Source organism: Candidatus Leptofilum sp. (assembly GCF_965223525.1).
Taxonomy (GTDB): Bacteria; Chloroflexota; Anaerolineae; order Promineifilales; family Promineifilaceae; genus Leptofilum.
The window spans coordinates 993,332-1,006,185 of sequence record NZ_CBDCWX010000005.1 but is presented as its reverse complement, the minus strand read 5'-3'; the positions used below and the strand labels follow the sequence as shown (position 1 = coordinate 1,006,185).

Here is a 12,854-nt window from a genome sequence, read left to right as displayed (position 1 = left end):
AGCAGGTGGAAATTTTTCAGACAGGAGGCAACATGAGCACACGTACACACATGCACCAGGCAGAAGCTGCTGGTTTTGAAGCTGTTGGCGTTGATTTAGACAACGTGGCAGCAGGCCAAACGTTTCAGGCGAAATGGGGGTTCAAAAACACAGGGTCTACCACCTGGGATGACAAGTATCAGCTTGTATACACAGAAGCCCACCACCCAGAAACGGCCAACGTGCCACGCTCACCGTTAGGGACACAAACAGTCCAGCCGCTGGGTCAGCTTTCCAACATTCGCTCGGTAAAGCCGGGCGAAACGCTTTGGGTCACATTACGCTTTACGGCTCCCAGTGGGGATGGAACCTTTGCCACCAATTGGCAGCTCCGTGCGCCAAATGGCGTGCAGTTTGGCCCAGTGCGCTGGATGCGGCTGGTCGTGCCGAAATCAACTGGTGCATCGCTGGCTTACCGCATGGTGGATTTTAGCAACAGCGTGGCCAACTTCAACAGTATGCAGCCAGGACAGCAGTTTACGGCTACGTGGACGTTGCAAAATATGGGCACGGCCGTTTGGTCAGGCGACTTCCAAATTGGGTATCTGGCAACAGGCGTGCCCGACACCCAGACCCGCACCGCGACCCCCATGGGCGCACCCGCCACAATCACGCTACGCGAACTCACCAAACGTGAGCAGGTAAAACCGGGCGAACTGGTGGAAATTGCCATGCGCCTCACCGCACCAACTACGGCCGGAGCTTATGCCTTCCATTGGCAACTGCGAGACGGCCAGGGCAACGCCTTTGGCGACATCCGCTGGCTGGCCATCGGCGTGGGGCGGCAGCTCCCCACAGAAATACCCATCAAGCCCAGCAGTGACCAAGAAGTCGGCTTCGGCATGAATGTCAACATCAACGACGGCCATCCGCTGGACGCCGAGCGCATGAATGGGCTAGGCTGGGTGCGCTTTGTCTTTTGGGCATCGCGCTTGCAAAAAACGCCAGAGCAAGCGTATCAGGAACGCTACCGACACATCATCCAAACCTACGCCAATCAAGGCATTCGTTCGCTGATCATTTTGCACCAGGATACTTTTTGGGGGAATGCGCCGTGGGATAATGGCGGCTGGGGTGCCTACGCCCAGCGGTTTGGCGAAGCGTGCGGCCGCGTGGCGCGGGTCTGCGCTGAGTTTGGCGATATGGTGGCCTACCAAATCCACAACGAGCAGGACAGCGAATTTGGCAACGACAAAGGTAACAAAAACCATTCCGCGATTGGTATTGCCCCCGCCAACTATGCCAAAGTGTTGCAGCAGGCGTCGGCGGCGATTCGGCAGGCGCATCCGGGTGCGCCGGTGATTTTGGGTGGGCTAAAGACGGGGCCAGGCAATGCCATTGAATACGTGCGGCAGGTGCAGCAAGCCCTGGGAGGCAAGCTGCCGGTTGATGCGCTGGCTTACCATCCATACGGCCGTTACGTCAAACTCGCCCTCTTCAACTACGCCACCATTGGCAAGTTGGGGGATGCGCTGGATATGTTCAAACGTGCTTACCCCAACATCCCACTGTGGATTACCGAAGTGGGCGCAGCGGCCGACATCCACATCGGCTCAGAGCATTATGCCAACATTGCCACCTACATGCGTGAATTTGTGAATGAGATCGCCAACAATTACAACGACTATGTGCAGGCACTCATCTGGTTTGGCTGGACCGACATCATGCGTAATTCTGGTATCCTCACGGCCGACAACAAGCCCAAAGCGCATGTGTTTGATGCCTTCGTGGCCATGCGTGACCGTTACAAAGGGCTGGCCAAGTCAGTTGATCTGTTTACAGAGGTCTCTGAGGCGACCTTTGAATCCTTTAGCTCCACCCAGGCTAATTTGGACGCCGTGCCAGCAGGCGCGTCCTTCACCTGCCGCTGGACGTTCAAAAACAGCGGCACCACCGCCTGGGACAAAAATTACACGCTGGTTTACGTACCGCGCGGCAGCAATCCAGACCCGATGATTGCCAAGCAAAGAATTCCCGTCACGGAAGCTGGCGACTTTACCCAGCTAGAACCGGACGAGACGGCCGTCTTCACCCTCAATTTGACTGCGCCAGAGCGGGACGGCCGTATCTACCGCAGCTTCTGGCAAATTCAGGACCCGCAAGGCAATGCTTTTGCCCACTTTTACGTAGACATCACCGTCGTACCTGCGCCCCCCGTTGGCACCTCTGCCCGCACCCCAGACATGACCTTCCTGGCCGACCACACCATCCCCGATTACGAGAAAATTGTGGCAGGCACCGACTTCAACAAGCAGTGGCGCGTTAAAAATAGCGGCTCGCGGCAGTGGGGCGATGGCTTCCATTTGGCATACGTGGACGGCAATTTTGAGATGGCTCGCAGCAATGCGTCGCATGTGGTACCTGTGGCCAAACCGGGCGATGAGGTTATCCTGACCGTGCCCATGACCGCGCCACAAAGCAAAACGGGCGAAATTTACTCCGTTTGGCGACTCAAAGACGATCGGGGCAACTTTTTTGGTGACCCGCTCTGGGCGAAGATAGTGGTTACAGGCAGCCTGCCTGCCGCTGGTGCAGCCAGCACGCCGCTGTCTCGCCTTCTAGCTGACCAGACAATGTGGTATTCGCAAGTTGACCCCCGCTGGCGCAACGACCAGCTTGGCTTTGGCCGAGAGAAAATTGGCACCTGGGGCTGCCTGATGACCTGCATGGCTATGGCGCTTTCAGCCTACGGCACGCGCCTTACGCCACAAGAGATGAACCAAAGATTGAAAAACATGCCAGCCAATCAGGGCGGATTTAGCGCTAACAGTTCCGTCACGCCATTCCTGGCTCCGGCTTATCTGGGCGGGTTGCAGTACAACAAAAATGTGAAGTCGTGGCCCAACAAGCAGGTGGATTGGGCGGTCTGGACGGGTGAAAACCCCATCAGCCGCATTGATAAGGCGCTGGCCAAAGGGCATATTGTGGTGGCGCAGGTAGATACGCGGCTGAATACTGCTTTTGTGGATCAGCATTGGGTGGTCATCGTCAAACGGTCGGGGGACGATTACCAGATGATTGATCCGCTGACGCCGCCAACGGCCGTCAACCGAATCACCTCATTAAAAGCACGATACATGAACCACATTCCGTCCCAATCGGCAGAAACAAATTTACGCAACGCCATTATTTCTACGATGGTGTACACCAAGCCGAGTGGCTCTGGCAATTGAAAAACGTATTGCATAGTGCGTATTCCGTTCTTCCTACGCAATACGAAATACGCTATACGCTTCAGTAACAACGGAGAGATTATGAACACAAACGCAGCTCACAACCAGGCAAAGGCTGCTGGCTTTATGCGCGGCATTGATCTAACGGCACTGCCACCTGGCACCACCTTTCCAGTCACCTGGATATTTGAGAATAACGGCAGCAGCACCTGGGACGGCCGTTACAGCCTTGTCTACAGCGAAACCCCGCACCCTGAAACAGAAGCGTTTCCGCGCGGTTCGCTCAGTTGGCGAAAGGCTTACGCCATCACAGAGATTGGCGCACCGACTCAGGTGCCGCCGGGCGGCATCGCGCAGCTCACTATCACCATCATTGCGCCCCAGGCGGAAGGGACGCACGCCACCAATTGGCAGCTACAGGCTCCAGACGGTACGCGGTTTGGCCCCATCCGCTGGGTGCAGGTAGAGGTGGATGCCCAGGCTGTGGTTCAGCCTGAAGTAAATCCAAAAGTGGCTACCCCAGCTGCGGGCGACACAAGCACAATGGCCGAACATCTAGAAGAAGTGGACACGATGGAAACCGCGCCGCTGCCCACGATTGATCTGTTGGCCTTCATTAAGGGAGACGGCCGCCAGTACGAGGTGAAAAATGCCTGGGGCAGCCAGGAGCGGGTGCAAACCCAGGAGGATGGCGGTCACTTTTACCACGTAAAAAATGCCCAGTGGGAACAGTTTTTCTTCGATGGTGATTTTATTTATCGGGATGCAGATACGTCGCCGGGGAACGGCCGTTTCTACCGCTTAAAGGATGACGACTTGCCACGAGGTAGCCGCTGGTTGCGCCGACACATGGCCATTGGCGAAACCTTTACGCAGACGCGCCGCGTGCAATTTTACAAAAAAGCGGACGGCTCCCACTCTGCCGCCAACAGCGGCACGGTTACCGATACCATCAAACTGATCGCCCACCATGCCACACATCGCTTCCCCACCGGCATTGAGCTAAACGATGTGCTTGAACTGGAATGGGTAAACGGCCGTGAACGATACTTCTACGCAAAAAATTATGGCCTGGTTGGTTGGGAACGCAAGCACGACGATCCCCATACGCCGCCCTGGAGCGCCATTTCCGAAATTCACCAGAAAGGCACACGCAAACCATTTACCCGTGAGCGCGTCGCCGGTTTGTAACCGACAACTGTAGGGGCGCACCCCCGTGTGCGCCCAAAGCGTCTAAACATTCAAAAGGAGAAAAATATAAATGCCTCAACTAGAAATTCCTTACCGTTCCCAGTGGGACAATGATGCCAAATTCAATAATTCCGATTGTGGCCCCACCTGCACTGCCATGCTCCTGAACTACTTTGGCAAAACAGCCACGCCAGACGGCATTTATGATCATCTTCCATCCAAAGACCCTAATGATTTCACATTTGTGTGGGAACTGGTCAATGTTTTCAAAGCCCATCAGGTAACCGCCACCAACATCCAGTACGACACCAAAGCCACCGCATTTTACCATTTACGTGCCAACATTGATGCGGGCAAACCAATGATCGCCCTGGTGAAATATCAGCCATGGATTTCTGCAACGGGAAATAGCTACAAATGGGGTCACTTTGTCGTCATTTCAGGCTACACAGACACGCACGTTTTGATGCACGATCCGCTTTTTGGCATGTGGGCGGCACGCAGCAAGGGTGCATTCTTTGCACTGCCCAACGATCTGTTTGCGGCGGGATGGGGCGGGTTTACCAATAACGAAAATCCCAACTGGGTGGTTATTATTGCTGGAGATGGGCAGCGCACCGCTGCCACTGAATCGGCTCCGGCTCCCACGCCAGCCCCCGTTACGCCCCCCAAACCCACGACCCCCACAACGCCCGTTGCCCCCACCACACTGACCGCACCCACAGAGCCAGTTGCCGATGAAGAGCGGCGGATGTGGGCACTGGCTGCCTACCGCTGGACGGAACCGCCCGAAACTGAGGCAGAAAAGCAGCTTTGGCGCACCCATCTAGGCGATTTTGCAGAAACCTACACAACCCACACCGTGCAATCTGGCAATACGCTGGTTGGTTTGGCGGCACGTTTTTATGGTGAGCAACATCGCTGGCCAACCATCAAAACGTTCAATGATTTGAAGCGTGAGGGGTTGATGCTGGGCGAAAAACTATTGATTCCGAATCTGGGGCAAAGTGGGGCAGGCACGAACCCTGCCCTGCCTAGCGACACGATTGACCAGGCGAAGGCACTCAGTCTGGATGAGCTGGTGAACCCAGATTTGCCCGCGCTAGATTACAACGAATTGGGCAAAAATTCGGTGGGCATTGGCTTTGCGGAAGATGAGGGCAGCTAACAATGGTTGTTGATCCTCCAGGAACGGCCGTTCCTCACGAAAATATCGGTGGCGACAAAATCACTGTTGGTAATGTTGCGGGAAGCCTTGCTGCCATTGGCAAAGGTGCCAGTGTCATTGTTAATCAAATTCATCAAGCCCTTTCAGGAGTAGATGAGCTAGATAAATCAATTCAGCTCGCAGAACGAAAGTTGGCTGAATCAATCGAGACAAAGCTCAAAAATATTGCCAACGTTGCCACAATAACCCACGACAGCCGATTTAATCCATACAAAGCCTTGTTGGATTATGAGTTGCAGGATGCTCCGTTTTTTTACGGCCGTTCCGCTGCTATTCAGGAAATGCAAGAAAAAATGCAACAGAGTCAGCTCACCATTCTGTATTCTGATTCGGGTTCTGGCAAGTCGTCACTGTTGCAGGCTGGGTTGGCTTCACGATTATTGGCTGAGGGGCATTTTCCTTTGTATTTACGGCCGTATCGGCAAACACCAACTGAAAGCATCAAACGTGCCTTTCTGCCAGATTACAACAGCCAACCCGAGTTGAGCCGCTTTGCGGATGACCAAATGTCATTGAACGGATTTTTAGCAAGGGTAGTACATTATTTAGGTGGCCAACGTTTGTACATCTTCATCGATCAGTTTGAAGAGTTCTTCACGGAACTTTCTCTCTCAGAGCAAGAAACGTTTGCAGAGGTTCTTCAAGCTTGTGTGGATTCGGGTTTACCAATTTGGTGGGTGCTGGCTCTGCGCAAAGAATATTTCTCAGAGCTGAGACTATTTCGTGGACTAAAGCCTTTCGACAATGCTTACTTCTTACCAACCTTCAAAATGGAGGAAGCCCAGGAAGTGATAACTGAACCAGCTAAACGTAAAGGAATAAGCTATGAAGATGGGTTAGTTGCGGAAATTTTAGCTGATTTGGATGATGGTGAAGAAGGAATCGCCCCGGTTCAAATGCAACTGGTCTGCTACACATTGTTTGAAGAATTGGTGGACGAAAATGTCAAGGTGATTAGTAGGCCACTCTATCAAAAACCGCGTGGACACGGAGCTTCCGGGGCAGAGGGTATTTTGACCAGTCATTTGTCTCGCGTATTACATCGCCAAATGTCTGGTCGTCAGCGTCAAATAGCTAGCCGCACTCTGGAAGCATTAACAAACTCACAAAAGATGCGCGTCAAAAAAAGCCGACGTGAATTGACCTTAGAATTGGGGCAAGATGCTGGTCAGGCTCTTGAGGAAACTTTAGAAGTTTTGCATAACAATCACCTCATTCGCCTTGAAAAAGATGAAAATGATGAATCGATCTATGAATTGACACATGATTACTTGTTGGCAGAGATTGCTCTCGATCCTGAAACTCAGAGGCGTAAGCTAGCTCAAGAGATCATCTATCAGGAATTATTGATTTCACGTGAGAACGCTCTATCCCGCATTGCCCACGATAAGCTGGCAATTATCGAGCCATATCTAGCCAATCTCAACCTTTCCTTCGAGGCTTTTCGCCTGATCGACTTAAGCCAAGAGGCCGTGAAGGAACGAGAAAGGGCTAAGGAAGCAATGCGTAAGCGTCAGCTAAAATTGGCTCGCTCCCTTGCGTTGTCAGCAACTACAGTCGCCTTGTTAGTAATTGGAATCTTCTTTTCTTCCGATGTTCGCAGTAGCTATTTACAACGGCAAGCTCGCACTCCCCTGATCTCAGTTGGGGAACAGATACAGATTGAGCAGCATGAAGTGTCGAATAAGCAATATCAACTATGTGTTCAGGCCGATGTCTGTACCGCACCTGCCGATCCCTCGAATGGCTATCTAAATGTCTCGCTTCAGAATCTACCCGTGGTAGGTGTAACTGCCCAACAAGCCAGCGACTATTGCCAATGGTTGGACAGGCAATTACCGACGTATGAAGAATGGAGAACAACGTATGATTTTATTGAGCCTTCTTTAGCCGAAACTCCTCCCAATATTGCCAATGGAAGTGAGGTTCTACCAATGCCAGTCATCCCAAATATGAATAACGGAGTTAGCGATACCAAAATTTACCACCTCGTCGGCAATGTTTGGGAATGGACGCGTTCCTTTTCTGAGCGTGAGTTTGGAGATTGGAATGGCAGGCCGGAGGAACTTTGCCAGAGCCAAGCGGATGGGTCTTGTGAACTCCTTTTTCTAGACCCTGTCGGTGGAAGCTGGCAGAGCGTTGATTTTTCCCCTGAAGTTACATACTTTAGTTTACCGTTTGTGGTTGATGATAAAGTAGGCTTTCGTTGTGTAGGACATGATTAGATTTATGGAGGGATATAATGCCAGATATAAAGACAACACCACTAATTTTTGATGACCCAACTGTACATATTGACCCTGGAGCAAAATCAATTGATGGGCTTATTAGTCATGCCAAATACCAGGTTGGCCACTGCCTGTTACAGTTTAATGTTAAAGCAGAAATGATCGATGTGATTCGTGAATTCATTGGTGATGCAGAACAACCTTGGTTTTTTATTGACGAGGGGATAAAAGCAGGCCAACGATTTGTGAAGATTTGGCGGGATGATCGGTTAGCTGATTTGGAGGTTGGAAAAAATTTAGCCAACAATTTCGTGCATTTTGGGTTTGAATTACCTTACGAAGCGGATGAACAACCATTTAGCATTGAACTAGATATAGATCCTAGTATTAATGATGGGATTCAACATGTCTATTCCTTTTATATCAAACTTAAGAATACTATATCAGTTGGCAATAACTTTTTAGAATTAAACGGGGGAACGACAAATGTTCAGGGCGAGATGTTTTTAGGAAAAGATGAGACCAGTGAGGGAGAGATCATTGATGCTATCAAGAAAATCAACGCTCTTAATGAAAATGATAACCGGTGGTCAACAACTGACGAGAATGAGAATGCGCCTACTTTCATTGATCGTGTAGATGCAACGGAAGTACAACAGCTCACCTACAAATTGGCAGATTATCGTATTGATGATGAACCAATAGAATTGTGGCAAAACAAAAAAAAGCACAGGTGGCAGCTTGATACTGTTGAAAAAGAAGATCAAGTAGAAACAACGGCTTATGTCTTAGTTGTGACAGGATCAAGTGATACCGGTGAGGAAAGCAAGTACAGTGTGAAAGGACTCATTGAAGTCCGCTAAGAAACTGGACTTCTTTAGATACATTTTCCACTTACCAGAGAGAAATATTGCTTATTGGTTTCTCAAATGAGACTTAATTTATCAGGAGGTCAAAATGAGTGAAATTTTTGAACATGGGTATGCGGTGGTGATTGGCGTAGATGAAAATAATATTTCTCGGCTGGCCCTGCCCACGGTGGCCAAAGATGTGCAGGCGGTGCATGATGTGCTGGTCCATCCTGAACGGTGCGCCTACAAACCAGATAATGTGAAGCTGCTCAAAGGGTCTGAATCGACCAACAAGAATATTTTGGAGGCACTGTACTGGTTACAGGACAAGGTGAAGGAAGATGCGGAGGCAACGGCCGTACTCTACTACTCCGGCCACGGCTGGGTGGATAAAGCAACCGACCAATATTACCTCATCCCCTACAACATCGGCTCCATGAGCCGCGTGCGAGCTGATGCCATCAAAGCCGAAGAACTCACCGCCGAAATCAGCGCGATCAAGGCCAAGCGAATGTTGGTCATTTTAGACTGCTGCCACGCGGCGGGCATGGATGTGAAAAATATTGATCTGGACGCGCCAGACGTGCAGGCCACCGCCTTCCCCGATGATTTGCCAGAAACCAAAAATATTCCCACTCTGGAAATGGAGCCAGGTGCGAAAGCCGCCAGCGACCTAAATGAAGGTCAAGGACGCGCCATTTTGAACTCTTCAACGGGGGCACAATCCTCCTACATCCGCACAGATGGCAAGATGAGCCTGTTCACATACCATCTCATTGAGGCTCTCACCGGCCATGCCCCGCCCCTCGATGATGCCAATGTCGTATACGTTACCCAGGTGATGAGCTGGGTGACGCATAAAGTCAAGCAGTCGGCCAAAGAGCAAAACCGCGACCAGACGCCCGTAATGCGTACTACTGGTGTGTTCCCGGTGGCGCAGCTCATTGGCGGCCAGGGCGTGGCTAAAGGTCTCGGCGGCACACCACCCGATCCGCTGGCGCCGCTGCCGTCCATCAACGTGGAAGTTGGGAGCGGTGCGGCCGCCGTTGGTGACAACAATACGGTTTTGGGCGAAGGGGCTGCCAATGTGGAAGGCAATGTAGGCGGCTTCGTTGTAACAGGAGACGGCAATACCGTTCAGACGACAACCACAACCTATCAAGGTCCTGTTGATCAATCAACGACAACCTATCAGGGACCAGTGGATCAGTCAACGACAACCTTTAACCAGGAGGGACAGAAAGTGGAAGGCGATCAAGTAAATGCAGGTGGCGATGTAAATATTGGGCATATGGGTGATAACATCAATACCGGTGGAGGTGATTTTGTGCGTGGCAATAAGACAGTTAACGAAGGGGATACGGTTCATGGTGACAAAGTTGGTGGTGACAAAGTTGGTGGTGACAAGGTCGGTGGGGATAAAATTTCAGTTGGCAATGTCAGCGGAACGGGCATCGCTATTGGTTCCGGGGCGAGTGCAACGGTTAATCAGGGTGTTAGCGGGGCTGAGTTGAACCAGCTTTTTGCGCCATTGTTGCAGCAAATGGCGCAACAGAATCCAGCAGTTATTCCTCAAGTCAACGAACTCAAAGAAGAAGTAAGTAAAGGGGACGATGCCGATGACGAAAAGATGGCTGATTTGATTAGTGCTATTGCCGACGCAGCTCCGGCCGCCGTTGAAGGCATCGTTAACCTGTTCACAAACTCAATCGTGGCTAAGGCGGCTGGAGGGGCTACTAAATACGTCCTCAAGCGCCTCCGCAAATAATAAGATGCCTTCATTCTGTCGCTAATTATAGCTTCCCCAGTTTTCGAGAGGATTGAACAATGGCTTTTGAACATGGTTATGTCGTCGTAATTGGCGTAGATGAGAATAACATCGAGCGATTGGCATTGAAAACAGTGGCCAAAGACGTGCAGGCGGTGCATGATGTGTTGGTGCATCCTCAACGATGTGCTTATAAGCCTGACAATGTGAAACTGCTTAAAGGTGAGAAGTCCACGAACAAGGAAATTTTGGATGCCTTATATTGGTTGCAGGAAAGAGTGGCGGAAGATGCAGAGGCAACGGCCGTAATCTACTATTCCGGTCACGGCATGGTAGACAAAGCAACCGACCAATATTATCTCATCCCCTACGACATTCGCTCCATGAGCCGCGTGCGGGCTGATGCCATCAAAGCAGAGGAACTTACGGCCGAAATCAATGCGATCAAAGCCAAGCGAATGCTGGTTATTTTGGATTGCTGCCATGCGGCTGGCATGGACGTAAAAAAAATTGAACTGAACGCACCTGATGTAGAGGCCACTGCTTTCCCCATTGATTTGCCGGAAACAAAAGATATTCCCATTCTGGAGATGGAACCAGGGGATAAGGCGGTCAACGACCTAAAGGAAGGGCAGGGACGCGCTATTTTGAATTCTTCAACAGGCACACAATCCTCCTACATTCGCACAGACGGGAAGATGAGCCTGTTTACCTACCATCTCATTGAAGCGCTCACAGGTCATGCAAAGCCTGCCGATGATGCCACCGTGGTGTCTGTCACGGACGTGATGAGCTGGGTGACGCACAAAGTTAAGCTGTCAGCTAAAGAGCAAAACCTCGACCAAACCCCCGTGATGCGGACCTCTGGCGTGTTCCCTGTCGCGCAGCTTATTGGTGGTCAGGGTGTGGCCAAAGGGTTAGGCGGCACACCGCCGTATCCGCTAGCACCGCTGCCGTCAGTTAACATTGAAGTGGGTCATGCAGAGGGCGGCGTTTTTGCAGGGGATGTTAGTGCTGGTGGTGATGTAGCCGGACGAGACATCATAAAAAAAGAAGGTGGCGTTCACATTGATGGCGGGTCTAATATGAGCGGAGGCAACTTCACTGGTGGAGATGGCAAGGCTGCAGAGGATGATTATGTGGAGAAGCCTATTGCTATTGATATCAATAGTAAGGGAGCAAACTTTGGGCGTCAAGCCAAAGTGATGGACGCGGCAACGAGAGGTGAAGTCAAAGTTGGTGAAGCTACAGTTGTTTTAGCGCTTATACGTGACTCAGGTTCTAAAGGTCTGCGAGAGCTACTCGACCTTGAACCTGATTACCAACTTGAGGAGGAAGATGTTCGGACTTCGAGGGACTTTCGCTTAGATTTTCCGGTTGACAAACAAGAAAATCTATTGCCAGCAAATGTCGAGATTAGAATCAGTGCCCCCAATTTTTCACCGTCCTCCCTTTCGGAAATGATTGAGGTAGAGCCGTATGGACAAGAGGATAATGAGCCGGAGCCAATAGAGTTTTTGATGACCCCTCTAATTTCAGGTGACTTACAAATTTTGATAGAAGTATTTCAATTTTCAGGAGGTAACCACAAAAAAGTTAGATCAAAACCATTGCGAACAATAAGTAGGGTAAATCCATCCCCATATGCTAAACCCCACGTAATTTCATTAATGTTTGATTTGGTTAGCGTTAATCATTTAGGGGACATTAATACTGAAGGCGGTGATGTGGCTGGTCGCGATATTATTAATAAAGAGGGTAGTATTCACATTGATGGAGAGTTTAACATGAGCGGCGGCAACTTTGCTGGCGGTGATGGGAAGATTGTCGAGGGCGATGAAGTGCATGGCAATGTAGACAAATCAACAACCACTTTTAATCAGGAGGGACAGAAAGTGGAAGGCAATCAGATCAATGCTGGCGGCAATGTGAATGTGGAACATATGGGAAACAAAACAGTAAACGAAGGTGATACAGTTTACGGGGATAAAGTTGGTGGTGACAAGGTCGGTGGGGATAAAATTTCGGTTGGTAACGTTAGCGGGACAGGAATTGCCATTGGTAGTGGAGCACAGGCAAATGTTACACAAGGTGTCAGCGGTGCAGAATTGAATCAGCTTTTTGCGCCATTGTTGCAGCAAATGGCGCAACAGAATCCGGCTGTTATTCCTCAAGTTAACGAACTCAAAGAAGAAGCAAGTAAAGGGGACGATGCCGATGATGATAAGATGGCTAATTTAATTAGTGACATTGCCGAAGCTGCGCCAACGGCCGTAGAGGGCATTGTCAATCTGTTTACGAACTCTATCATTGCTAAAGTGGCTGGGGCTGCTACTAAATTCGTAGTCGGCCGCCTGCAAAAATGAGAGGTGAGAA

The 12,854-nt window shown here is 50.6% G+C and carries 7 protein-coding genes; all 7 read left to right on the top strand.

Features of this window, described 5'->3' with window-relative positions; all coding sequences use genetic code 11:
• Positions 1 to 32: 32 nt before the first annotated feature.
• On the top strand, positions 33 to 3,212 hold the full coding sequence (locus ACOQPM_RS09795) for an NBR1-Ig-like domain-containing protein (RefSeq protein ID WP_420629073.1): 3,180 nt from the start codon (positions 33 to 35) through the stop codon (positions 3,210 to 3,212).
• Between the two features lie 81 nt (positions 3,213 to 3,293).
• Complete coding sequence (locus tag ACOQPM_RS09790; protein ID WP_420629072.1) at positions 3,294 to 4,403, top strand: NBR1-Ig-like domain-containing protein; 1,110 nt, start codon at positions 3,294 to 3,296, stop codon at positions 4,401 to 4,403.
• Positions 4,404 to 4,473: 70 nt separating this feature from the next.
• Entirely contained in the window at positions 4,474 to 5,571 is a 1,098-nt protein-coding gene (locus ACOQPM_RS09785; protein ID WP_420629071.1) for a C39 family peptidase, read from the top strand.
• Positions 5,572 to 5,573: 2 nt separating this feature from the next.
• Positions 5,574 to 7,856: a formylglycine-generating enzyme family protein gene (locus ACOQPM_RS09780; protein ID WP_420629070.1), complete on the top strand. Its 2,283-nt coding sequence runs from the start codon at positions 5,574 to 5,576 to the stop codon at positions 7,854 to 7,856.
• Positions 7,857 to 7,873: 17 nt separating this feature from the next.
• Positions 7,874 to 8,722, top strand: coding sequence for a hypothetical protein (locus ACOQPM_RS09775; RefSeq protein WP_420629069.1), 849 nt, complete (start codon positions 7,874 to 7,876; stop codon positions 8,720 to 8,722).
• 94 nt (positions 8,723 to 8,816) lie between these two features.
• Complete coding sequence (locus ACOQPM_RS09770; RefSeq protein ID WP_420629068.1) at positions 8,817 to 10,478, top strand: caspase family protein; 1,662 nt, start codon at positions 8,817 to 8,819, stop codon at positions 10,476 to 10,478.
• A 59-nt stretch (positions 10,479 to 10,537) separates the two neighbouring features.
• Positions 10,538 to 12,844, top strand: coding sequence for a caspase family protein (locus tag ACOQPM_RS09765; protein ID WP_420629067.1), 2,307 nt, complete (start codon positions 10,538 to 10,540; stop codon positions 12,842 to 12,844).
• Positions 12,845 to 12,854 lie beyond the last annotated feature (10 nt).

Excerpts from the sequence above, each read along its gene's own strand:
- ACOQPM_RS09795 (WP_420629073.1), top strand. The coding sequence starts at position 33 with ATGAGCACACGTACACACATGCACCAGGCAGAAGCTGCTGGTTTTGAA.
- ACOQPM_RS09790 (WP_420629072.1), top strand. The coding sequence starts at position 3,294 with ATGAACACAAACGCAGCTCACAACCAGGCAAAGGCTGCTGGCTTTATG.
- ACOQPM_RS09785 (WP_420629071.1), top strand. The coding sequence starts at position 4,474 with ATGCCTCAACTAGAAATTCCTTACCGTTCCCAGTGGGACAATGATGCC.
- ACOQPM_RS09780 (WP_420629070.1), top strand. The coding sequence starts at position 5,574 with ATGGTTGTTGATCCTCCAGGAACGGCCGTTCCTCACGAAAATATCGGT.
- ACOQPM_RS09775 (WP_420629069.1), top strand. The coding sequence starts at position 7,874 with ATGCCAGATATAAAGACAACACCACTAATTTTTGATGACCCAACTGTA.
- ACOQPM_RS09770 (WP_420629068.1), top strand. The coding sequence starts at position 8,817 with ATGAGTGAAATTTTTGAACATGGGTATGCGGTGGTGATTGGCGTAGAT.
- ACOQPM_RS09765 (WP_420629067.1), top strand. The coding sequence starts at position 10,538 with ATGGCTTTTGAACATGGTTATGTCGTCGTAATTGGCGTAGATGAGAAT.